Genomic DNA, 20,547 nt, shown 5'->3' with positions numbered 1-20,547 from the left:
TCAATTCTTCTTAAACCGTTCGCCAAAATAGAAATTCAAACCCACTGACGCAAAGCCCCATTTATCGCTGGTATTTTTTCCATAGTGGTTGCCTTCCGTATAAGCCGGGCCGGTCGCCTGCATCACCTGGTTGTTGTCATCCAGCGTAGCATCTAGTTTGTCTGTCCGCACCAGATTGAACCGAATGTCTCCAAAAACGCTTATCCGACGCGATAGAGCTGTTGCGCCCCGAATTCCCAGGACCCAAACCAGTTCATGGGTCCTTTTAACGCCGGCTTTCCCCCGGGCTTCGATGCCATCGCGCGAGCGGTGGCTGCCCTGGTTGTTAGTCACCCGTTGCAACTTGCCGGTGGTCAGATCGAACGCTTCAGCCCTGAAAAATAGCAAACCCGCGCCGGCATACGGTCTGATTTCAACCAGTTTGTGCTCCTGCTTCACCCATTCCAACACATTCGCCGAGGCCGTGGCAGCAACCTGGATAAACCGTGTTTTAGCCCCGGAATGGTAAAAATCGTCCTGTTGCGATTGCAGGGTACCAAAGTCGACCGGCAATTCGATCGTTACGGTTTTGGTAATCGGAAGCATCAAGGAGGCACCAGCAAATGGCGTCGATACCGGGTCTTTAAGATCACCGAACAGTTGGGTCAACCCCGTCCGGATGGCGAAACTGGCGGGTTGCGAATCGTCTTTGCGGTCTTTCGGCTTTGGCTGGGCCGAAGCCTGTACTAAAAGTAGACTAAACAGAAATAGACCAAAACCGGAGCGTAATTTTCGTTTCATCAGTCGACAGGTTTACAGCATGGTTCACCTTAGACGGAAAGCCGCTGAAAAAGTCATCTTTTGATACGCTGGTTTCAGCCTGACTAATCCTTTCCACAAAAACCAGGTTGAGTAACCGTGCAGGATCCTTTGCTTTCCAACCACAGGACGCGATGTCGGCATCGTGTTTTGCACTCCATGATTTTTTCACAAAAAAGGTTGAGACGTATGGCACCACACCCTCGGGTCGACGATGGATTTGACGGAGTTGCACCCTTTTACGATGCCCTTTCCCGGCTGGTTTTCGGCAATTCACTGCGAAATGCACAAGCGCATTGGCTCCATCAGGTTCCGGAGGGCGCTGCTATCCTGGTATTTGGTGGCGGTACCGGGTGGCTGCTGTCCCGCATTCTGACCGATTGCAAACCCCGGAAAGTGATATACATCGATGCGTCACCGGTTATGATTTCGTTGTCCCGAAAAAAAGTAAATAACGATAGCCGCGTCGATTTTCGGGTTGGGACTCAAACCGCCCTCCTGGCCAACGATCGGGTTGACATTCTGTTTACCCCTTTTATTCTGGATTTATTCACGGATAACCAACTGAAAAACAGCCTTCTACCCCACTTGCTTCCGTGTCTGGTTACGAACGGTTTCTGGTTCTGCTGTGATTTTGTGGAACCGACTCGCTGGTGGCACCGTCTACTACTCTGGAGCCAATACCGCTTTTTTCGTACGCTCAGCCACATTCAGGCGGATCATTTGCCCAACTGGCTCCCCCTGCTCAATTCGCTCTCCAACTTACGGCTTGGCGAAATTCGCTCTTTTTACGGAGGAATGGTCGCCAGCGGTTTCTGGCAAAAAGTAGCCAGTCCGGAAAATGACCGCATAAGGCCTGATCAATAAGTTGTCTGCTTTCTCCCGGATAGAACACAAAAAAAGCCGGCACGAGATGATCGTACCGGCTTTAACCAACTAAGGATTTCTTTATTTTACTTCTTCAAACGGAACGTCAGAAACGTTGTCCTGGCTGGCCGTCTGCCCATTTTGGCCGTTGGTCGGTCCACCGTCACCGGCGAAACCATCGGCCGGGTTCGGACCCTGCGCACCGCCCGTTGCATTGTACAGTTCCTGTGAAGCGGCTGCCCAGGCGCCATTGAGTTTTTCCACGCCAGCGTCGATCGCGGCTGCGTCCCGGCTGCTGTGGGCCGAACGCAATTCGCTCAGGGCACTTTCGATGGCGGTTTTGTTGCCTGCTGACAACTTATCGCCGTATTCTTTCAACTGCTTCTCCGTCTGGAAAATCAGCGAGTCAGCCTGGTTGACTTTTTCGACAATCTCGCGTTCGGCTTTATCGGAAGCTTCGTTCGCTTTGGCTTCTTCGCGCATCCGGTTGATTTCTTCGTCGCTCAAACCGCTGGAAGCTTCAATCCGGATTTTCTGTTCTTTACCCGTGCCTTTGTCGCGGGCGGTTACGTGCAGAATACCGTTGGCGTCAATATCGAACGTCACTTCAATCTGCGGAATACCGCGCGGAGCGGGTGGAATACCGTCCAGGTGGAAGCGACCGAGTGACCGGTTTTGGGTGGCCATGGGCCGTTCGCCCTGCAGAATATGGATTTCTACGCTGGGCTGGTTATCCGATGCGGTTGAGAAGGTCTCCGATTTCTTGGTCGGAATAGTCGTGTTGGCATCGATCAGGCGGGTCAACACACCACCCATCGTTTCGATACCCAGCGACAGCGGGATCACATCCAACAGGAGCACATCTTTTACCTCACCGGTCAACACACCACCCTGAATGGCCGCACCAATAGCAACCGCTTCGTCGGGGTTCACACTCTTCGACGGTTTGCGGCCGAACAGTTTTTCCACTTCATCCTGCACTTTCGGAATCCGGGTTGACCCACCGACCAGAATTACCTCGTCGATCTGGCTGGCCGAATAACCGGAATTTTTCAACGCCCGGCGGCAGGGTTCCAGACTCCGTTGAATCAGCGTATCGGCCAGTTGCTCAAATTTCGCCCGGCTCAACGTGCGGACCAAGTGTTTCGGAATCCCGTTCACCGGCATGATATACGGCAGGTTGATTTCCGTCGAGCTGGAGCTTGACAGTTCAACTTTGGCTTTTTCAGCGGCTTCTTTCAGCCGTTGCAACGCCATCGGATCTTGCCGCAAGTCGATGTTTTCATCATTTTTAAACTCCTGCGCCAACCAGTCGATGATCACCTGATCGAAGTCATCACCCCCCAGGTGCGTATCCCCGTCGGTCGATTTTACTTCAAACACACCATCACCCAGTTCCAGAATCGAAATGTCGAACGTACCGCCACCCAGGTCGAATACGGCGATTTTCATGTCGTGGTGCTTCTTATCCAACCCGTAGGCCAAAGCAGCCGCCGTCGGTTCGTTGATAATCCGTTTCACGTCCAAACCGGCAATCTGACCGGCTTCTTTGGTAGCCTGGCGCTCAGCATCGTTAAAATAAGCCGGCACCGTGATAACCGCTTCCGTAATGGTTTGTCCCAGATAATCTTCGGCGGTCTGCTTCATTTTTTGCAGAATCAGTGCTGAAATTTCCTGAGGAGTATATTGACGATCACCAATCCGGACCCGTGGCGTGTCATTGGGGCCACGTTCAACCGAATAAGCTACGGTTTTCATTTCATTTTGAACATCATTGAAACGCTTCCCCATGAACCGTTTGATCGATGAAATCGTGTTCTTGGGGTTTGTGATGGCCTGGCGTTTGGCCGGATCACCGACCTTGCGTTCGCCGTTGCCGTTGTCCATAAAGGCCACAACCGATGGCGTAGTCCGACGGCCTTCGCTGTTTGCAATGACCACCGGCTCGTTGCCTTCCATGACAGCTACGCACGAGTTGGTTGTTCCTAAGTCAATTCCTATAATCTTTCCCATGATACTTTGACGAATGTCTTGCTTTTTAGTCTTTTGACAAACTACAATTGCCTATTGAACAAGACCTATGCCAGCCCATGCAAATGCATTAAAACGTGACAGATTGACAGCTAAAGCTGACTGAATGGCTTTTTTAGTTTCTATTTTAGTCTTCTTTCTGACACGATGTAAACCCCTGAACCGACAGAGGTGCTTTTTGGCATGATCTCCTCCATTCGTCGTGTTTTGAAAGAACAAAAGGACGGATTCTTCCATCCGTCCTTCGATTATTTTCCGAACAAACCGCCGAGCAATCCACCCAGCCCGCCAGCGTTCGACTGGTTTTGCTGAGCGGTATTGCCCCCACCCATAAAACCGCCCGCTACGCGCATCAGATCATTCATATCCAGCTTGCCATCGGACATTGCGGAACTGGCCGCGCCCATCCAGTCGACGCCCTGATTACCGGTTGCCGCACCCAGAATCTGGTTTCCATCCACACTCGAATCGTTCGGGTCCTGGGCTTTGTTCATCAACTTGCTCAACACCATCGGCACCACCACTGACGCAACCGACATGGCTACCTGGGGCGAAATACCCAGCCGCTCGATGAGGCTCTGCTGAACGTTCTGCTGCACACCCTGCGTCACCGGACTCTGGTGTACATTGCCCTGGCCGGTCACCATGCCGAGCAGATCGGCCAGATTGCCGCCCTGCGCCTGTTGTTGCAAACCGCCGAGAATACCGCCCGAAATAGCCTGCATGGCTTCTTCATTTTGATGATTCGGAATAGCCGGATTGTTAATAACGGCATCGCCGGATTGCTGGCGAATCAAATTCATAAGGGTCTCCATCATGATTGTAAGTGGTTAATACGCTTTATAGAAATGGATAAAATACCTGAACTTCAGCCAGAAGTGGTTATTTACGGTTTCTTTGTAAATAACTTCCCGATCAGGAATCAGTTTTTATTAAGACGCAATTATTTACGGATTGTAACACATGCCGCCCAAAGAATCTACCCCGGAATCGTCGTTAGCCAATTTGCTGACGGAGCTGGTTTACCCCAGCGAATCGGACGAACCCATTGACTACGTGGAATATACCATCGATTTCGACCCGCCGTTGTCGAGCAACCAAGTCCGGGATTTGTTACTGATTACGCCGGAAATTTACGTTGAAGAAATACCGGAAACCGAGTTCTGGCAACCCGTAGTCACCGACCAGGCCTGGTTTGGGGAAGAAGAAAAGCAACAAACCGCACGCTTTAGGGAGCTGCGGCAACACATCGAAAATCTATTGGAAAACCGGCAGGTGTTCCGGATTGGCGAAACGGAAATGGATCTGTACCTATTGGGCCGGAAAGCAGACGGGCACTGGGCGGGGCTGAAAACGCTCGTAGTCGATACGTCTTCCTAAAAAAAGCAGGCAGCCGGTGAGGGCTGCCTGCGGTTATTTATTTCACAGTTTCAACAACGGCTTTGAATGCCTCGGGGTGGTTCATGGCCAGATCGGCCAGTACCTTTCTGTTTAACTCAATACCGGCTGAGTGAATCTTTCCCATCAGCGCAGAATAGGAAACACCGTGCAAACGCGCACCGGCGTTAATCCGCTGAATCCAGAGGGCGCGGAAATCGCGTTTCTTCTGGCGACGGTCGCGGAATGCATAAACAAGGCCTTTTTCAACCGCGTTTTTTGCTACCGTCCAAACATTTTTACGACGACCAAAGTACCCTTTGGCCAATTTCATTACTTTCTTGCGACGCGCCCTGGAGGCTACGTGGTTCACTGAACGTGGCATTTTTGATTTTGTTTGTTTTTGACAACAGGCGACAGAAACCAGTTAAAAATGAAAAATGAAAAGTTAAAACCAGGTAAATACCCGTTTTACTTTTAATTATTAACTTTTAACTTTTAACTATTCTTGAAGGGGCCTGAGATCGGGTTGAACATGAAACCGCGCGGAGAATCCGCGAAAGTAGGCGTAGTTACGCCAGGTTGAGCATTACTTTGATCCGACGCTCATCTCCTTTGAAAACCAGCGTGTCGTGAACGAGGTTCCGCTTGCGTTTGGTCGACTTTTTAGTCAGGATATGGCTGTGGAAGGCATGCTTCCGTTTGATTTTGCCGGTACCAGTCAGCTTGAAACGCTTCTTGGCGCCCGAATTGGTTTTTACTTTTGGCATTGCTGTAAACAGAATTGTTGCTGATTGTGAAACAGGGCGCAAAGATAGTTAAAAAAATTAAGGTTTAACGTACAGGATTGACTGCCACTGTGAAACAGCAACTGAAAATCTTCACGTTAAACCTTAAAACGGATTATTTTTTCACCTGAACCACCTTCGGTGCCAGAAACATACTCATCCGTTTGCCTTCCAGTTTGGGTTCAGCCTCGACACGGCCGATGTCCTCCAGGCCTTTGGCAAACCGTTGGAGCAGTTCAACACCACGCTCTTTGAAGACGATGGAACGGCCTACAAACTGGACATAGGCTTTCACCTTCGAGCCTTCTTTCAGGAAGTTGATGGCGTGTTTCAGTTTAAATTCAAAATCGTGGTCGTCGGTATTTGGGCCAAACCGGATTTCTTTGATAACGACTTTCTGAGCCTTCGCCTTGATTTCCTTCTGCTTCTTCTTCTGTTCGTATTTGAACTTCGAGTAGTCAACAATGCGGCAAACGGGCGGCACAGCATTTGGGGAAATTTCGACGAGGTCCAGGGCCTGCGATTTGGCCAGTTCAAGTGCCTGTTGAATATCGTAAACGCCCTGTTCGACGTTCTCACCAACTACCCGAACCGAACGGGCTAGAATACGGCCGTTGATCCGGTAAGGTTCTTCGACCACACGCGGTGGGCGCATGGGTCTGCGCTGTAATGCCATAGATACTATTTAGAGTTGAAAAATGGGTCCGCTGTTGCGGGTGATTACGTGCCTATAACGCAATACGATTTATAAAGTTTCCGGTAAAATAAGCATTTTGTGTATTCGGAGCAAGAAAATGAAGACATTGCGCCCTGAACAAGCCAGAATGAACCGTTTCTCCGTTCCGTACTGGCTGTTCAGGGCGCTCGCCTGTCATCAAACGGCTTTCGCCACCGGCTTGATTTCGTTCTGAAAATAGTCGACAAACTCCGCAATCGTCATCGAGCCAATATCGCCTTCGCCCCGTTTGCGGACGGAAACGCGCCCTTCGGCCTGTTCTTTCTCGCCCAAAACAAGCATAAAAGGAACCTTGTTGATTTCCGAATCCCGGATCTTGCGACCGATCTTCTCATCCCGGTGATCGACGTAGCCCCGGATGTCGCTTTCCTGCAAAGTTAGAAAAACTTCGTTGGAATAGTCCTCATATTTCTCCGAAATCGGCAAGACCGCAATCTGATCGGGCGAGAGCCAGAGCGGAAAGTTACCGCCCGAGTTCTCGATCAGGATCGCAATAAACCGCTCCATCGAACCGAACGGCGCCCGGTGGATCATAACCGGACGGTATTTCTGATTGTCTGAGCCGGTATATTCCAGTTCAAAACGATTGGGTAAGTTGTAATCGACCTGAATCGTTCCCAACTGCCATTTCCGCCCGAGCGCATCCCGAACCATGAAATCCAGTTTGGGACCATAGAATGCCGCTTCGCCTAATTCGGTAACGGTTCGTAGCCCCCGTTCGGCAGAGGCTTCGATAATGGCGCCTTCCGCTTTTTCCCACAGTTCATCCGAACCAATGTATTTCTGCTTGTTTTCGGGATCGCGCAACGAAATCTGGGCGCTGTAGTCATCAAAACCGAGTGATTTAAAAACATACAACACCAGGTCGATCACTTTAATGAACTCTTCTTTCACCTGATCCGGCCGGCAGAAGATGTGCGCATCGTCCTGGGTAAAGCCCCGAACGCGGGTCAAACCGTGTAGTTCGCCACTTTGTTCGTAGCGGTATACGGTTCCGAACTCGGCTAATCGCAAGGGCAAATCCCGGTAGGAACGGGGCTTGGTTTTATAGATTTCGCAGTGGTGCGGGCAGTTCATGGGTTTCAGAAGAAACTCCTCCCCTGCCTCCGGCGTCAGAATGGGCTTGAACGAATCTTCCCCGTATTTTTCCCAGTGGCCCGACGTCACATACAGTTGCTTCGAACCGATGTGGGGCGTTACCACCTGCTGATAGCCCGCCCGAACCTGCGCTTTTCGCAAAAAATTCTCCAGCCGTTCGCGCAACATGGTTCCTTTGGGCAACCAAAGGGGCAAACCCGCACCCACTTTTTCCGAGAAAGCAAACAGTTCCAGCTCCTTGCCCAACTTCCGGTGATCGCGCTTTTTGGCTTCTTCCAGCAGGTATAGGTAGTCGTCCAGTTCTTTCTGTTTCGGAAACGTGACGGCATAGACGCGGGTCAGCATCTTGTTCTTTTCATCGCCCCGCCAATACGCCCCGGCCACATTCATGAGCTTGACGGCTTTGATAAAACCGGTATGCGGAATGTGCGGTCCGCGGCATAAGTCCGTAAAGTTGCCCTGGGTATAAAAGGTGATGGTTCCGTCGTCGAGTCGTTCCAGCAGGTCGAGTTTATACGGATCGCCCTTCTTCTCGAAGTAAGCGACGGCTTCGGCTTTGCTGATGGGCTGGCGAACAAACTCCTGTTTCTGCCGTGCCAGCTCGAGCATTTTATCTTCCACCTTCTTGAAATCGTCCTGCGAGAAATGCTGTCCGTTCAGATCGACATCATAATAGAACCCTTTTTCGATCGGCGGTCCGATTCCGAATTTAATGCCCGGATACAGTTCTTCCAGTGCTTCGGCCAGCAAGTGAGCGGATGAATGCCAAAATGTCGCTTTTCCTTCCGTATCGTTCCACGTCAACAAGGTAACCGTTGCATCCGTTGTTATGGGGCGCGTTGCATCCTGTACGGTGCCATTTACCTTGGCCGCCAATACATTGCGCGCCAGCCCTTCGCTGATGCTCATGGCAATCTCCAGACTGGTTACTCCGTTGGGATACTCCCGGACACTGCCGTCGGGCAGTGTAATGCGAATTTGGTCACTCATTGGTTATAAAGTTTATCATTGGTATTCAATCGGCAATTATCCAAAAAGAAGAGGGAAAGCGAAAGCGTTTGCTTAATTTCTTGTTGAATCCCGGTTAAATCGGGATCGGGGCTGAATCATCATGACGCGCACCCGCGTGGTGTCGAGAATCTGACCGGGGCGGGTTGGCTGAACCGGCCGGTCGTCGTACGGAATATCGGCAACATCGCCATACATCTTTCGTTTTTGTACCCGCCAGTACCCATAATAGGCTTGCTGGTCGGCGGCATTCGCCTGCATAGCTAACGCATACTGCCGGGTAGCTTGTTCCCACTCCCGGAATTGTTCGTAACACTGGCCCATGTAATAATGGATACGCGGAAATTCCGGGGCCTGTTTTACAACCTGATCAAAGTGGTGCAGCGCCTGAGCCATATTGCGCAGTTTCATCATCACCAGGCCAGACTGAAACTGGGCCTGCACCATCGTCGGTTCCAGTTGCAATACTTTCTGGTAAAAGAAATACGCACTGTCGGGCGCGGCAGTCTGCTGGTAAATATGGCCCAGGGCGTAGAGTAAACCGGGGTCATTCGGAAAATAACCGGTCCCCCGCTTGTTGTAGGCAATGGCCGTTGCATAGTCTCCCCGAACCGAATGAATGATCGATAACTGCACATACGGCTCCAGAAACCGGGGTTTCAACGTCAGTGCCCTTTTGTAATAAGCGATGGCCCGGGTTGTGTCGCCCGACTGGGCGGCCACCAGCCCGTTCAGATAAAAGGCTTCACCTTCATACGGTGCCATTTGCAGAGCTTTCACCAGATAAAACCGGGCCCGATCCAACTGCTTTTCCTGCTGCAGCAAATCCCCAACCACGATGTATAATTCCGGGGTATTCACTCCCAGGCCTTCGGCGCGTAACGCACTTTCCAACCCCTCGTCGTAGGCTTTGCGTTTCCGCAGGATTTGGGCTTTGACAAAATGATACCGGCCTTCATTATTTTCTTTTTCAAGCGCTTCGTTGATGTCGGCCAGGGCTTCGTCGGTTTTGCCGAGATCCATATAAACCGCAGCCCGTTTGGCATATGCCGATGCCGGACCACTCTGGTTGATGGCCCGCGTCAAGGCTTCCAGAGCGGCCTGATTCCGCGTATCGGCCGAGTTTTGCGGCACAGCGGGAATCCGGGACTGCCGATGGTCATCATCGGAGCAACCCATCAGCAAACACAACCCAATCAGCCCCCAAAGGCCACACCATTTGCCCATCCCAGTTTTGCAAAAATCGTCATTTGTTGCTGCTTACGCAGCAACTGGATTGCAGACAATCGTGCTGTTTCCAGCGCAAATATAGAGCTTTAGATGGAAGAAAACCGATAAAATACGCCCAGAGGCAGCCGCTTGGCAAAACCGTCGGCAAGGTATAGCTCGCCAAATTCGGTGTTGGGGCGGTTTACAAAATGGGCCCGCATCAGATTTTCCAGAATCAGGGCCGAAAACCCCAGGGAATATAAGTTGATGATCAAAAAGAAGTTCTGCTTGTCCAGTAATTCCGAACAGACCTGCAACAGTTCGTTGAGGTTTTCTTCCAGAAGCCACTTCTCGCCTTCCGGTCCCCGACCATAGGCGGGCGGGTCCAGAATCAGACCGTGGTAGGTATTTCCACGCCGGGCTTCGCGCCGGACAAACTTCAGGGCATCTTCCACTACCCAGCGAATGTTGTCGAGTCCGCTGGCTTCCATATTTTCGCGCGACCAGGTAATCACCTGCCGAACGGCATCGACATGGGTTACCTCCGCTCCGGCCTGCCGGGCCGCCAGTGATGCGGCCCCGGTATACGCGAATACGTTTAAAATGCGCGGTTTTTCAACCGGCAAGGCCGATACCTTCTGATGAATATAGGGCCAGTTGACGGCCTGCTCCGGAAAAATTCCGACGTGTTTAAAAGAGGATAACGACAGTTTAAAGGTCAAATCCAGCCCTTGCTGCTGATACGGGATAAACCACTTGCCGTCCATTTTTGAACGCAAAACCCACTCTCCCTTTTCCTGAGATCCCTTATCCCGTTTGAATATGGCATTGGCGCGTTGCTGCCATTCTTCGTCGGTCAGTGATTTGGGCCAGATGGCCTGCGGTTCCGGACGACTGAGAATGATGGCTCCGAAGCGTTCGAGTTTTTCAAAACCGCCCGTGTCGATCAATTCGTACGAAGGCCAGTTTTCGGGGGTCAACAGTTCCAGATTCGTGCTACGCATGACCCAGGGCTAAAATACACTCAAATTCATTGGTACTGATCGGAACAACCGACAGGCGGGAGTGCCGGATCAGAGGAATATTCTGCAACAACGGTTCCGTTTTGATCTGCTGCAGCGTAACCGGTTTGGGAAGAGCGGCAACAGGTTCCAGTTCCACCACCACCCACCGTGGATCTTCCGGTATGGTGGGATCGGGATACGATTCCCGGCTCACCCTGGCCAGCCCGACCACCTGCTTGCCTGCCACACTGTGGTAAAACAACACCTGGTCGTTCAGGCGCATGGCCGCGAGGTTGTTACGGGCCTGGTAATTGCGCACGCCGTCCCACACAGCTTTGCCCTGCTTAACAAAATCGTCCCACGAATAAGCGTCCGGTTCGGACTTGACGAGCCAATAGTTCAATGGTTTGGTGGGTTATAATGAATGGATGGTTAAATACGGCGAAAAGGTCAGTCGACGGGTCAATAATCGTCGAATTCATCGCCATATTTTGATCCGAACTCATCGTGGGCGTGGTCTTCGTCCAGTCCTTTAAACTTCAGTCCTTTTTTAATGATCGAGATTTGCCCGGAGTGGTAGGTGTCATGGTTGATAACACCGTGCAGCATATCATAGTACGTATAGTCTCTACCGGGCACGATATCTTCCAGAAATTCATCATCGTCCCGTTTATCGAGTTCATTGACCAGTTCTTCCTGACTCAGACTAAGTTCCATTTGCAGGGCTTCCCATTCAAAATCGTCGATGACCTGAAAAGATCCGAAATTTTTCTCCGGGGTCTTGATATCGAAATCTTTATCTCCCTGCATTTTTTTAACGCAGAAAATACGCCAGCTGGTCATGTGAAAGACCAGTTCTGCGATGGAATGCGTATTGGGGGTTAGCCGGTGGCCCGCCATTTCGGGCGAAACTCCGCTCAGCACTTCGACCAGCGAAGGTCCGTGCCAGGCTTCTTCCCCTTCATACGTCGTATTGAGTAAATCGATGATCCGTATTAATTCGTCGTTCTGTACCATTGGAATAGCGTTGTAATTGAACTGAGGTCGATACCCTCTTTCGATTCTTTCGGCAAAGGTAAAAGGGTTTGTTATTTTTTCATTGCGTTGCTTCTGTAATCTATCGTTAAATACCTTTTAAATTAAAGATATAAATTATTGAAGAATATCAGGTAAATGCTGCACTTGCGATTGCAGACCATAATCTGAGCCAACTTCCTGAAACAAGAATATATACTCGATTGTATTCATCCAAAGTCTATAGAGCATTAAATATAAAGTAAGAATGAAAATCAAATAAATGTGTCACCGGCTATTGACATTTGTATAGACAATCAATAGTTTTGAATCATTGAGCGATTGCTCATATTTTATTACTCAAAGGGTCAGCCTCCTCTTTGTGTTCAATAAATAGTTCACAATTCTCTGTAGCTATCAACTTATGAACACCAATCGTCACACCGACGAGGAGCTGGTACGGTTTTACCTTGCTACCCAGCAGAGCGACTATTTTGGTCAACTCTACAAACGTTATTCAAACAAGGTATACCGCCGATGTTTGACCATCACCAAAGACCCCGTCGATGCGGAGGATTTCACGCAGGACATCTTTATGCGGGTTTTGTCAGGCTTACACAATTTTAAGGAAAAGTCCACTTTTTCAACCTGGCTGTATACGGTTTCGACCAATTACTGCATGGATCGGATGAAAATGGGTCGCCGGCGGAATGAGTGGGTCGAGTTGGATAACGAGATTGCCAAGACGCTGGTCGAAACCAACGACAATGCCGGAATGGAGGAACGCTACCAGCTGGTAGATCTGATTCTGGAAAAAATCGCTCCCAGTGAGTCGATGTATTTGAGAATGAAGTATGAAGACAACATGAACATCCGCGAAATGGCAATACTTTTACAGGTCAAAGACAGTGCAGTGAAAATGCGGTTAAAACGCGTACGGGATAAAGTAAAGGATATACTCATTTTTTACCAGCTGAATTAATACCGCCTAAACGCCCTGCATTCCTTGAGAAACGTACCGGTTTTTCAAGGAGCGCAGGGCGTTTATTTTTTTTCGATTACGCTGATATTTCCGCTTCCTTCCAGGTAACAGGTCTTTACATTTTGGTAGTCATCCACGCCCTTTTCCCGAAGAATACTGACCAGTTCTTCTTCCGAAATCATCTCCCGTTTCATATTTTGACGCATCAGTTGCCCATTTTTGACGAGCAAAACCGGGTCAGATTCCACAATTCGTTTTAGAAATACGGAATGATAGCCCAACCAATCGATGGCATAATCCCAGAAAACCAGGGTACCAACCAGTATTAAACCTTCCGTAACGGATTCGTACGGCCCGGCCATGGCGTTCTGTGCGGCATCCGAAATCATCGTAATGAGTAATAAGTCACTAAGATTCAGCTGCCCGGTGCCGCGTCTGAAAAACCGTAAATAGATGTAAATGAACCAGTACGTGAGGGTTCCCCGAATAATCATTTCTAAAACGGAAGTCGTGGGGATGAAGACCGACTCCCAGTTAACGTTAAAAATTTTTTCCATGCTGTCTCTGTTTCGTTTGAATCCTGCTACCGGATGCGCTTCGGAAGGAATCGAAAGATAGCAGCAAAAAAGGGTGTTCATCTACTCAAATTGCCTCAGGTTTTGACTGTTTTTAATTTTCGATGTAACTTCACGCCATGAAGCTTATTCACATACGTACGGTGTCGCTGGCAGCCATCATTTTAGTAACGGCTTTGAGTCGTCTGCTACCTCACCCCTATAACTTTACGCCCATTGCCGGACTGGCACTTTTTGGGGCGGCAACTTTTGATCGCAAATGGCTGGGTCTTCTCATTCCGCTGACGGCCATGTTACTCAGTGATCTTTTTATTGGTTTCCACAGCGGTATGGGGGCCGTCTACGGCTCATTTACGCTCATCTGGGCGCTGGGTCTCGTGATGCTACGGAAAATTACCGTTGGGCGGGTCGCGGCAGCGTCGTTGCTATCATCGACCTTGTTTTTTCTGGTTACCAACTTTGCCGTCTGGTATGGCAGTATTTTCTACCCGCAAACTCCGCAGGGTCTTTTGGCTTCTTACGCGGCAGGTTTGGCATTTTATAACGGGCAGTCGTTTTTCCTGAACGCGGTTTTGGGTGATCTGACCTTCAGTACGGTTTTGTTTGGGGCTTATTACCTTTTACAGCGACAATTCCCGGTATTAAAAATGGCCCGTTAAAGCCATCCTAATCATACACGCCGGAAAGACCTGTAAGCTCTCAAAACTTGCAGGTCTTTTTTATGGGTTAAAACTGGCCTTATCAACCATCCCATCCACTATGTTTACCGCCAAACGAATTCCACTGCGCATTATTCTCCCGTTCGCCTGGCGCACGGTTCTCCTCTTTCTGGCGTATTCCACCCTGATTTGCTCCCTCTACACCGTCGCGGGATGGCATTGTCTGGCCATCCCGTTTCTGCCCATCGGCCTGATCGGAACGGCCGTTGCGTTTTATGTAGGGTTCAAAAACAATTCCTCCTACGAACGATTGTGGGAAGGCCGCCGGATTTGGGGCAGTCTGGTTAACGTCAGCCGGTCGTGGTCTATTTTGGTGCTGGATTACGTCACCAATCTGAACGCAACCCACCCCGCGACCGATCCGGAGTTGAAAGCCATTCGGCAACGGCTCATTTACCGACAGCTGGCGTTTTTGAATGCGCTGCGACTCCAGCTTCGCCAACGTACGGTCTGGCAGGAGTGCGTGGGGGCCGAACACACGCTGGTTGAGCGAATCGAGGCCTTTCGGCAACATCAGCTGAATGAAGATCTGAGTCCGTTTCTATCCCCGGAAGAGGTTGGCTTTCTCCTTGAACGGAAGAATCCGGCCACCCATCTCATCCGGAATCAATCGGCCGAGCTGCGGGAATTAAGAGCACAAGGCCTGATTTCGGAGTATTATCACGCCGAACTGGAACGTCTGCTGGTTGAATGCTATAGCCAGCAGGGCGCCTGCGAACGCATCAAATCATTTCCATTTCCCCGGCAATACGCCTTTTTCAGTTTTGTGTTCATCTGGCTTTTCATCCTGATTCTGCCTTTCGGCTTGCTGGGTGAAATGGCCAAACTGGGCGACTGGTACATCTGGCTGACCATTCCGTTTTACACCCTCATTTCGTGGGTGTTCAATACGATGGAAATTATTGGCGACACGAGCGAAAATCCGTTTGAAAACAGCATCAATGACGTTCCGATGACGGCCATCTGCCGGAATGTGGAGATCGATTTACGCGAAATGCTGGGTGAAACCACGCTGCCCGAACGCCTGCAGGCGGTGGATAATATTCTGCTCTAGACGGGCAGCGGGAGGAATAATCAGGGAGAAAACAATAAATAGGCGCGCATTTCAGTTTTATCGACGAAGTGTTGAAAGAATATGTGTCGCCGATTCCTGCCCATCGTACTTGTACTGATTTTTTGCGTTGGATTGAAGCCTGCTGCTGTTTTATCGCCGACCGATAATTACAGCCGGATCGACTCCTACGCGCGTAATGCCCCGGATTCCTATGCCCGCAGCATTACCAGTTTGTCGGACTATCTGACGGCTCCCGCCCGTACGGATATGGACAAAGTTCGGGTGATTTATGCCTGGATGGTGTCCCATATCCGGTATGATATGGAAGCCGTTAATAACCGGAGTTCGCAGAAGTATTATTCAGAATTTGAATATGCCAACCGGGTTTTACGGCAGCGTAAAGGATTGTGTACCGGTTATGCGCTCTTATTCAAATACCTGCTAAAACGGGCCGGGGTACAGGCAGTCAACATTCGGGGTTATGCTCGAACTGAGGACAAAGAAGCGGGACGACCCGTTCAGGTGGTCGATCACGAATGGAACGCCGTCAATATTGAAGATGAATGGTTTTTGCTGGATCTGGCCTGGGCCGTTACGACGGGGTCGGAAGGCAGCAACGATTTCTATTTTTTGACACCACCCGAAGTATTTATCTCACAGCACTTTCCAACCGATTCCCGCTGGCAGTTTCTCGATCAGCCGCTCAGCAAAAGCGAATTCGACCGGTTTCCAAAACTGTACGATCCGTATTTTCAATTGGGATTTGGGCCGGATTTCCCGCGCGACGGGCAGATTCGTGCTCAGGGAATAGCCGAACTCACGCTCCAAAATGAGCAATCACTCGAATACCTGTGCACGGTCAGCCGCTTTGGACAATCGAAAGGATCGGAAGTTCTGGTAAAAGTGACCCGGTACGGCAACCAACACCAGTTGCAGTTCAATGTTCCCATGCGTGGCTGGTCTACACTGCATATTTTTGCCCGCTCCCGTACCAATTCGCGGGTAAAAAAATACGATTGCATCGCGTCCTTCTCAGTCTATAATTCGTGACTTTAGTCCGTGAAATACGGCCTGGTTGGGCCAGACTCCAGAATAATGAGGTTTCATGAACTAAATTCCGGCGCGCTTACCGCAACAATATTCGCAGATTCCGAAACGAATCCATTCGGGCGTAGCTTTTTTCGTGCATGACCACGGTTGTTTCGGGGCCTTCGATAATGGCCGGTCCCGATAAGGTATCTTCGGCACGAATACCGGCGCGGTCATAAATCGGACAGCCGCAGGGCGTCAGATCTTTTTCGTAATAAACGGACCGGTAACCTTTTAGGGCGTGAAAATCGCCTGTTCGATTGGTCGGATTATAATACCCGGCTCGTTGCATGGCCGCCGGTATTTCCCACTCCGGATTATTTTCTGCCAGGACCAGCAAATACCCCAGGGCCGAAGAAACCCCGGCACCCACCGGAACAACCACCTGGCTTATGCCCAATTGCCGGGCAATTTCACAGGCATGAACCGGGCCGGCTCCGCCAAATGCCAGCAGACTATACGACTCGAGTTCGGCCGTATGAGCACCCGTCAGCTCCCGAATCTGAGCCGCAATGGTCGCTTCCACCCCATTCGACACCCGCATCGCGGCTTCTTCAACTGAAATTTTTAACGGAGTAGCCAGGTGCTCCAGAATCGCCTTCTTGGCCAGATCGACTTTTAGGGGAATGGCGCCATAGAGAAAATAATCTTTGTTCAGATACCCCAAAACCAGATCAGCATCTGTCAGCGTGGGATAAATTCCTCCCCGGTCAAAACAGGCTGGACCCGGACCCGGGGTAGCGTGTTCGGCGAGTAAAACCGGCTCATTATTTTCATTGAGTCCAATATAGCTGTTCCCACCTACCGAAAAGCTACGAACCTGATTTTCAAGGGATGCATCCAGCGAATGCATCGACGTCGATGACAGTTCCGTTTGCAGGGACACAAACGCCGAAGAACCGCCAATTCGCAGGACAACCAGGTTTTTCTGCCCGATTTGGTTACCAAAATACCGCCCGGTCATCAACCCGCCAATTCGCGGATACATGATGGATTCGGGATTCTCTGCGGCTTCGTCGATCGGGAGAAGTTGTCCGTGGTTGGTCACCAGCCGAAGCGGAGTAGACCAACTGTCAGCCAGCAGCTTATTTTCCAGATCACGGGCACAGGTGATCGCCATCGCGGGCGGCATTTGAACACTCATACCCACAACCAGCGCTTCCACCTCCGACGGTTCAATCTTACATTCCGTCACGAAATACCCGATTTCTTCCACCAGGCTCTGGGTTGAGTCGTGAATGGTGGTTGGTATTTTCTTGATAGAAAGCTTTCCGGCATCGTCCATTATTACGAAATCCGTGAAGGTTTCCCCTAAATCAATGCTAAAACGGTAACGACCCATAATTGTCCGCTGGAAATTGAGAAGCTGTTTTACTTCGAAGTAATACGCATTTCGGTAATCCGCCATCGCCCACCGGCTTCTTTTCGCAGTTTGCTGGTAGCACTGACCGCTTTGAGAACCGCCCCCGTTGAGCCGGATGCATCGGAAGGCAATTCGGTATATTCTTCAATGGATTGGGCGGTATCTTCGTTGATTTCCAGTTTACGAACCCGGTAATTCCGGTACGTTGTTTTCCCCCGGGACGATTGGTAATCGGCCGGGGTTTTTGCACTGCCATCCGCGCCGGTAATCTTCGCATCCTCGGTAAACCACGACGACAAGTTGCCCGATGCGCCCGCATCGGAATTCAAAACCGCCATCCGGTTTTTGAGAAGCACCAGAATAGAATCCCGCTCCGGATAGAGTTTGGTGGTCGTTGTGCGGGTTTCCGTCCGACGCAGCCGTCGTTTGGTTTCTTCCGTAGCGGGTGCGGAGGTGGTCTGCTGGGCAACGACGGAGGCCGCAAACCCCAATCCGAACACCAGTGTCAAAAACGGTATTTTCATGTTTTTAAAGTTTACGGTTTGAACAGGCGGGCTGTTCGCGGTTAAAAGTAAAGTTTTTCGGCCAATCGAAACGTATTACAGTGTGCTTCCACAATGTCGGCCATTCGGGGCGAATACCCTCCGCCCATCGAAACCACAATCGGCAAACCGTGTTTTTGGGCCTGTTCAAAAACGAATTCGTCGCGCCGTTTACACCCTTCCCTGGTTATGTTCAGCTTCCCCAGCCGATCGGATTCCAGGATATCGACGCCGGAAATATAAAACAGAAAATCGGGCTTTTGTTCTTTTATTAATCGGGGAAGGGTTTCAGACAACTGATGAAGGTAAACGGCATCGGTCATGCCGGTGGGCAATTCCACGTCCAGATCCGACTTTTCCTTGTGAAGCGGATAATTATCCCTGCCATGCATGCTGAATGTAAACACCCGTGGTTCGTGCTGAAAAATAACCGCCGTTCCATTGCCCTGGTGCACATCCAGGTCGATAATCAGCACTTTCTCAGCCAGTTTCCGATCCAGCAAATACCGGGCCGCAACGGCCACATCGTTCAGCAGACAAAACCCCTCGCCCCGGTCCGGAAAAGCGTGGTGTGTGCCTCCGGCCCCATTGAGCGCCACACCGTCTTTTAACGCAATCAGGCTGCAATCAATTGTGCCCTGGGTGATGATCCACTCCCGCCGGATGAGGCTCTCCGAAAGCGGGAAGCCGATCCGACGCACCATTACCGCCGGAATACTCAGCGATTTCAATTGCCGAACATAATCAGCCGTATGAACCGCCAGAACCCAGCGATCCTCGACTGCCTGAGGAGAAAAGAAATTCGCCGGCTGACACGTTCCTTCATACAGCAACTGGTCATGAATCAATTCGTATTTCGACATCGGAAAGCGGTGGCCTTCGGGGAGCGGGTGTCGGTAAATAGGATTATAAGCAATTTTCAACATCCATCGGTAAGTTAGCGGACAGTAACTACAATCATATCCGCTTATGCAAACTGTAATTGTGACCGGAGGAGCCCAGGGAATCGGGCGCGTGACGACTCAGTATCTATTGACCCACGGCTACCGGGTTGCCATTTGGGAAAACGACGCCGAAGCCCTGGAAGAATTTAGTGAAACCATGAAATCCTCGAATTCCAAGGCCCTCGTCCTTAACTGTGACATCAGCTCCGAAACCGCCGTCAAGAATGCCGTCAAATCCACGCTGGAGCGTTTCGGGCAGATTAACCACCTGATCAACAACGCGGCCATTCAGGTCGAAAAACCGCTGGACCGTTTCTCGCTCGACGACTGGAACAAAGTCATAGGCACCAACCTGACCGGCACCTTCCTCTGCTCCAAATATACCGCCCCTTACCTCATCGAACAACAGGGCAGCATTGTCAATCTTTGCTCGACCCGGGCTTTTCAATCCGAACCGGAAACGTTTGCTTACTCGGCCTCGAAAGGGGGCGTTTTTGCGCTGACACACTCGCTGGCGGTCAGTTTGGGTCCCGACGTCCGGGTCAACTGCATCAGTCCGGGGTGGATCGATGTGGCGGCTTTAAAGAAAAAAGGCAAGGCCCGCAATGAACCGTTGCGACCCGAGGATCACGCCCAGCATCCGGCCGGCCGGGTCGGACAGGCCGATGACATCGCCCGGATGATCCTCTTTTTGATCAATGATTCCAACTCATTTATTACCGGACAAAACTTCACTGTAGACGGCGGAATTTCCCGAAAAATGATTTATATATAATCATTGATAAGCCACTCATTTATAAGTACTTACATAAAAAAAGAAAAAATAATTTTACATTTATTTTTTATGTATAACTACTTACGTATTTTTACGCAACAATTCAGACATTTACGGTGAATTGTTGCTACGGTGGTTGCTCAAATGTCAAAAAAAAAGGATACCCATTTACCCGATCATTCGGTGATTGAAACCCGGTGGTTATCGATGGTAAATGAAATCCAGCAACAACACAATGTCCTGATTGATTTGATTGAACAACTGGAGCAAAATCCGGCGACGAATCAGAAAACGGTATCCCAGCTAACGATACTGCAACAACACGTTCTGGACACCCTGACCCATTTGCTCACTGAATCCTTAAACGATCAGGTACCACTGGCCCCGTCGCAGCTGTCTGAGCGATTGCAAAAGAAACAGGCTCACAGCCAGATTCTTGTTCAGCTCAAACAACAGATTGATCACGAATTGAATAACCTGCGGCTGTAACCCATTGCGGATCGAAGCCACTAAATTCAGCATGATGAGTCTTTTTTAAACGTTAATTTTCTCTGTCCTACTCAATAAATTTTAT

At 50.3% G+C, this 20,547-nt stretch carries 23 protein-coding genes; 8 read left to right on the top strand and 15 right to left on the bottom strand.

The features are described from left to right. On the bottom strand, positions 1 to 780 hold the full coding sequence (locus EHT87_RS05440) for a hypothetical protein (RefSeq protein WP_124904615.1): 780 nt from the start codon (positions 778 to 780) through the stop codon (positions 1 to 3). Between the two features lie 207 nt (positions 781 to 987). On the opposite strand from EHT87_RS05440, the gene EHT87_RS05435 reads away from it, so the two are divergent. Further along, complete coding sequence (locus tag EHT87_RS05435) at positions 988 to 1,665, top strand: class I SAM-dependent methyltransferase (protein WP_185716147.1); 678 nt, start codon at positions 988 to 990, stop codon at positions 1,663 to 1,665. 81 nt (positions 1,666 to 1,746) lie between these two features. On the opposite strand, the gene dnaK is transcribed toward EHT87_RS05435, so the two are convergent. Both dnaK and EHT87_RS05425 read right to left on the bottom strand, forming a co-directional pair. Further along, entirely contained in the window at positions 1,747 to 3,678 is a 1,932-nt protein-coding gene (gene dnaK / locus EHT87_RS05430) for a molecular chaperone DnaK (protein WP_124904611.1), read from the bottom strand. 266 nt (positions 3,679 to 3,944) lie between these two features. Then, entirely contained in the window at positions 3,945 to 4,514 is a 570-nt protein-coding gene (locus EHT87_RS05425; RefSeq protein ID WP_124904609.1) for a DUF937 domain-containing protein, read from the bottom strand. 145 nt (positions 4,515 to 4,659) lie between these two features. On the opposite strand from EHT87_RS05425, the gene EHT87_RS05420 reads away from it, so the two are divergent. Then, positions 4,660 to 5,076 carry a nuclease A inhibitor family protein gene (locus EHT87_RS05420; RefSeq protein ID WP_124904607.1) on the top strand — a complete coding sequence of 139 codons (417 nt, stop codon included), beginning with the start codon at positions 4,660 to 4,662 and terminating at the stop codon, positions 5,074 to 5,076. A 37-nt stretch (positions 5,077 to 5,113) separates the two neighbouring features. Here the strand turns inward: EHT87_RS05420 and rplT are convergent, their stop codons facing one another. The 8 genes from rplT to EHT87_RS05380 form a co-directional block, all read right to left on the bottom strand. After that, positions 5,114 to 5,458 carry a 50S ribosomal protein L20 gene (rplT, locus tag EHT87_RS05415; protein ID WP_114409337.1) on the bottom strand — a complete coding sequence of 115 codons (345 nt, stop codon included), beginning with the start codon at positions 5,456 to 5,458 and terminating at the stop codon, positions 5,114 to 5,116. Positions 5,459 to 5,645: 187 nt separating this feature from the next. After that, positions 5,646 to 5,843, bottom strand: coding sequence for a 50S ribosomal protein L35 (gene rpmI / locus EHT87_RS05410; RefSeq protein WP_124904605.1), 198 nt, complete (start codon positions 5,841 to 5,843; stop codon positions 5,646 to 5,648). Positions 5,844 to 5,976: 133 nt separating this feature from the next. After that, positions 5,977 to 6,537: a translation initiation factor IF-3 gene (gene infC, locus EHT87_RS05405; protein WP_124904603.1), complete on the bottom strand. Its 561-nt coding sequence runs from the start codon at positions 6,535 to 6,537 to the stop codon at positions 5,977 to 5,979. A gap of 198 nt (positions 6,538 to 6,735) precedes the next feature. Continuing rightward, positions 6,736 to 8,685, bottom strand: a complete 1,950-nt coding sequence (thrS, locus tag EHT87_RS05400) for a threonine--tRNA ligase (protein ID WP_124904601.1) — start codon at positions 8,683 to 8,685, stop codon at positions 6,736 to 6,738. Positions 8,686 to 8,757: 72 nt separating this feature from the next. Continuing rightward, positions 8,758 to 9,930, bottom strand: coding sequence for a tetratricopeptide repeat protein (locus tag EHT87_RS05395; RefSeq protein WP_124904599.1), 1,173 nt, complete (start codon positions 9,928 to 9,930; stop codon positions 8,758 to 8,760). Positions 9,931 to 10,019: 89 nt separating this feature from the next. Further along, entirely contained in the window at positions 10,020 to 10,916 is an 897-nt protein-coding gene (locus EHT87_RS05390; RefSeq protein WP_185716146.1) for a class I SAM-dependent methyltransferase, read from the bottom strand. Next, a complete protein-coding gene (locus EHT87_RS05385; RefSeq protein WP_124904597.1) occupies positions 10,909 to 11,319 on the bottom strand; it encodes an EVE domain-containing protein in 411 nt (136 codons plus the stop codon). Before EHT87_RS05385 ends, EHT87_RS05390 begins: the two co-directional genes overlap by 8 nt. A 59-nt stretch (positions 11,320 to 11,378) precedes the next feature. Continuing rightward, positions 11,379 to 11,933, bottom strand: a complete 555-nt coding sequence (locus tag EHT87_RS05380) for a DinB family protein (protein WP_124904595.1) — start codon at positions 11,931 to 11,933, stop codon at positions 11,379 to 11,381. A gap of 421 nt (positions 11,934 to 12,354) precedes the next feature. Here EHT87_RS05380 and EHT87_RS05375 point away from each other — a divergent pair, with 421 nt between their 5' ends. Next, positions 12,355 to 12,912, top strand: a complete 558-nt coding sequence (locus tag EHT87_RS05375) for an RNA polymerase sigma factor (RefSeq protein ID WP_124904593.1) — start codon at positions 12,355 to 12,357, stop codon at positions 12,910 to 12,912. Positions 12,913 to 12,974: 62 nt separating this feature from the next. Here EHT87_RS05375 and EHT87_RS05370 read toward each other — a convergent pair whose 3' ends face one another. After that, positions 12,975 to 13,469 carry a DUF421 domain-containing protein gene (locus EHT87_RS05370; RefSeq protein WP_124904591.1) on the bottom strand — a complete coding sequence of 165 codons (495 nt, stop codon included), beginning with the start codon at positions 13,467 to 13,469 and terminating at the stop codon, positions 12,975 to 12,977. Positions 13,470 to 13,606: 137 nt separating this feature from the next. On the opposite strand from EHT87_RS05370, the gene EHT87_RS05365 reads away from it, so the two are divergent. From EHT87_RS05365 to EHT87_RS05355, 3 genes are all read left to right on the top strand, one after another. Continuing rightward, positions 13,607 to 14,146, top strand: coding sequence for a DUF6580 family putative transport protein (locus EHT87_RS05365; protein WP_124904589.1), 540 nt, complete (start codon positions 13,607 to 13,609; stop codon positions 14,144 to 14,146). Between the two features lie 100 nt (positions 14,147 to 14,246). Then, positions 14,247 to 15,260: a bestrophin family protein gene (locus tag EHT87_RS05360; protein ID WP_124904587.1), complete on the top strand. Its 1,014-nt coding sequence runs from the start codon at positions 14,247 to 14,249 to the stop codon at positions 15,258 to 15,260. A gap of 81 nt (positions 15,261 to 15,341) precedes the next feature. Continuing rightward, the gene (locus tag EHT87_RS05355; RefSeq protein WP_124904585.1) at positions 15,342 to 16,310 is read left to right on the top strand and encodes a transglutaminase domain-containing protein; all 969 of its coding nucleotides are present in this window, start codon (positions 15,342 to 15,344) and stop codon (positions 16,308 to 16,310) included. Positions 16,311 to 16,386: 76 nt separating this feature from the next. On the opposite strand, the gene EHT87_RS05350 is transcribed toward EHT87_RS05355, so the two are convergent. Genes EHT87_RS05350 through EHT87_RS05340 form a run of 3 tightly spaced genes read right to left on the bottom strand, consistent with a single transcriptional unit; the run spans position 16,387 to position 19,180 of the window. Continuing rightward, complete coding sequence (locus tag EHT87_RS05350) at positions 16,387 to 17,757, bottom strand: hydantoinase/oxoprolinase family protein (RefSeq protein ID WP_124904583.1); 1,371 nt, start codon at positions 17,755 to 17,757, stop codon at positions 16,387 to 16,389. After that, positions 17,721 to 18,236 carry a hypothetical protein gene (locus EHT87_RS05345; RefSeq protein ID WP_124904581.1) on the bottom strand — a complete coding sequence of 172 codons (516 nt, stop codon included), beginning with the start codon at positions 18,234 to 18,236 and terminating at the stop codon, positions 17,721 to 17,723. Before EHT87_RS05345 ends, EHT87_RS05350 begins: the two co-directional genes overlap by 37 nt. A gap of 41 nt (positions 18,237 to 18,277) precedes the next feature. Then, positions 18,278 to 19,180, bottom strand: a complete 903-nt coding sequence (locus EHT87_RS05340) for a histone deacetylase family protein (RefSeq protein ID WP_124904579.1) — start codon at positions 19,178 to 19,180, stop codon at positions 18,278 to 18,280. A gap of 43 nt (positions 19,181 to 19,223) precedes the next feature. Between EHT87_RS05340 and EHT87_RS05335 the strand changes: the two genes are divergently transcribed. Beyond that, entirely contained in the window at positions 19,224 to 19,973 is a 750-nt protein-coding gene (locus EHT87_RS05335; RefSeq protein ID WP_124904577.1) for an SDR family oxidoreductase, read from the top strand. A gap of 207 nt (positions 19,974 to 20,180) precedes the next feature. Further along, positions 20,181 to 20,462: a hypothetical protein gene (locus EHT87_RS05330; protein WP_221621979.1), complete on the top strand. Its 282-nt coding sequence runs from the start codon at positions 20,181 to 20,183 to the stop codon at positions 20,460 to 20,462. Positions 20,463 to 20,547: the final 85 nt, after the last annotated feature.

The organism is Larkinella knui, assembly GCF_003858645.1.
GTDB lineage: Bacteria > Bacteroidota > Bacteroidia > Cytophagales > Spirosomataceae > Larkinella > Larkinella knui.
The sequence above is the reverse complement of the archived record's forward strand: the minus strand, read 5'-3'. Positions and strand labels throughout refer to the sequence as shown.

Excerpts from the sequence above, each read along its gene's own strand:
- EHT87_RS05350 (WP_124904583.1), bottom strand. The coding sequence starts at position 17,757 with ATGGCGGATTACCGAAATGCGTATTACTTCGAAGTAAAACAGCTTCTC.
- rpmI (WP_124904605.1), bottom strand. The coding sequence starts at position 5,843 with ATGCCAAAAGTAAAAACCAATTCGGGCGCCAAGAAGCGTTTCAAGCTG.
- infC (WP_124904603.1), bottom strand. The coding sequence starts at position 6,537 with ATGGCATTACAGCGCAGACCCATGCGCCCACCGCGTGTGGTCGAAGAA.
- EHT87_RS05355 (WP_124904585.1), top strand. The coding sequence starts at position 15,342 with ATGTGTCGCCGATTCCTGCCCATCGTACTTGTACTGATTTTTTGCGTT.
- EHT87_RS05425 (WP_124904609.1), bottom strand. The coding sequence starts at position 4,514 with ATGATGGAGACCCTTATGAATTTGATTCGCCAGCAATCCGGCGATGCC.
- EHT87_RS05380 (WP_124904595.1), bottom strand. The coding sequence starts at position 11,933 with ATGGTACAGAACGACGAATTAATACGGATCATCGATTTACTCAATACG.
- EHT87_RS05370 (WP_124904591.1), bottom strand. The coding sequence starts at position 13,469 with ATGGAAAAAATTTTTAACGTTAACTGGGAGTCGGTCTTCATCCCCACG.
- EHT87_RS05440 (WP_124904615.1), bottom strand. The coding sequence starts at position 780 with ATGAAACGAAAATTACGCTCCGGTTTTGGTCTATTTCTGTTTAGTCTA.
- rplT (WP_114409337.1), bottom strand. The coding sequence starts at position 5,458 with ATGCCACGTTCAGTGAACCACGTAGCCTCCAGGGCGCGTCGCAAGAAA.
- dnaK (WP_124904611.1), bottom strand. The coding sequence starts at position 3,678 with ATGGGAAAGATTATAGGAATTGACTTAGGAACAACCAACTCGTGCGTA.
- EHT87_RS05375 (WP_124904593.1), top strand. The coding sequence starts at position 12,355 with ATGAACACCAATCGTCACACCGACGAGGAGCTGGTACGGTTTTACCTT.
- EHT87_RS05330 (WP_221621979.1), top strand. The coding sequence starts at position 20,181 with ATGGTAAATGAAATCCAGCAACAACACAATGTCCTGATTGATTTGATT.
- EHT87_RS05435 (WP_185716147.1), top strand. The coding sequence starts at position 988 with ATGGCACCACACCCTCGGGTCGACGATGGATTTGACGGAGTTGCACCC.
- EHT87_RS05340 (WP_124904579.1), bottom strand. The coding sequence starts at position 19,180 with ATGTTGAAAATTGCTTATAATCCTATTTACCGACACCCGCTCCCCGAA.
- EHT87_RS05365 (WP_124904589.1), top strand. The coding sequence starts at position 13,607 with ATGAAGCTTATTCACATACGTACGGTGTCGCTGGCAGCCATCATTTTA.
- EHT87_RS05360 (WP_124904587.1), top strand. The coding sequence starts at position 14,247 with ATGTTTACCGCCAAACGAATTCCACTGCGCATTATTCTCCCGTTCGCC.
- EHT87_RS05335 (WP_124904577.1), top strand. The coding sequence starts at position 19,224 with ATGCAAACTGTAATTGTGACCGGAGGAGCCCAGGGAATCGGGCGCGTG.
- EHT87_RS05420 (WP_124904607.1), top strand. The coding sequence starts at position 4,660 with ATGCCGCCCAAAGAATCTACCCCGGAATCGTCGTTAGCCAATTTGCTG.
- EHT87_RS05345 (WP_124904581.1), bottom strand. The coding sequence starts at position 18,236 with ATGAAAATACCGTTTTTGACACTGGTGTTCGGATTGGGGTTTGCGGCC.
- EHT87_RS05395 (WP_124904599.1), bottom strand. The coding sequence starts at position 9,930 with ATGGGCAAATGGTGTGGCCTTTGGGGGCTGATTGGGTTGTGTTTGCTG.
- thrS (WP_124904601.1), bottom strand. The coding sequence starts at position 8,685 with ATGAGTGACCAAATTCGCATTACACTGCCCGACGGCAGTGTCCGGGAG.
- EHT87_RS05390 (WP_185716146.1), bottom strand. The coding sequence starts at position 10,916 with ATGCGTAGCACGAATCTGGAACTGTTGACCCCCGAAAACTGGCCTTCG.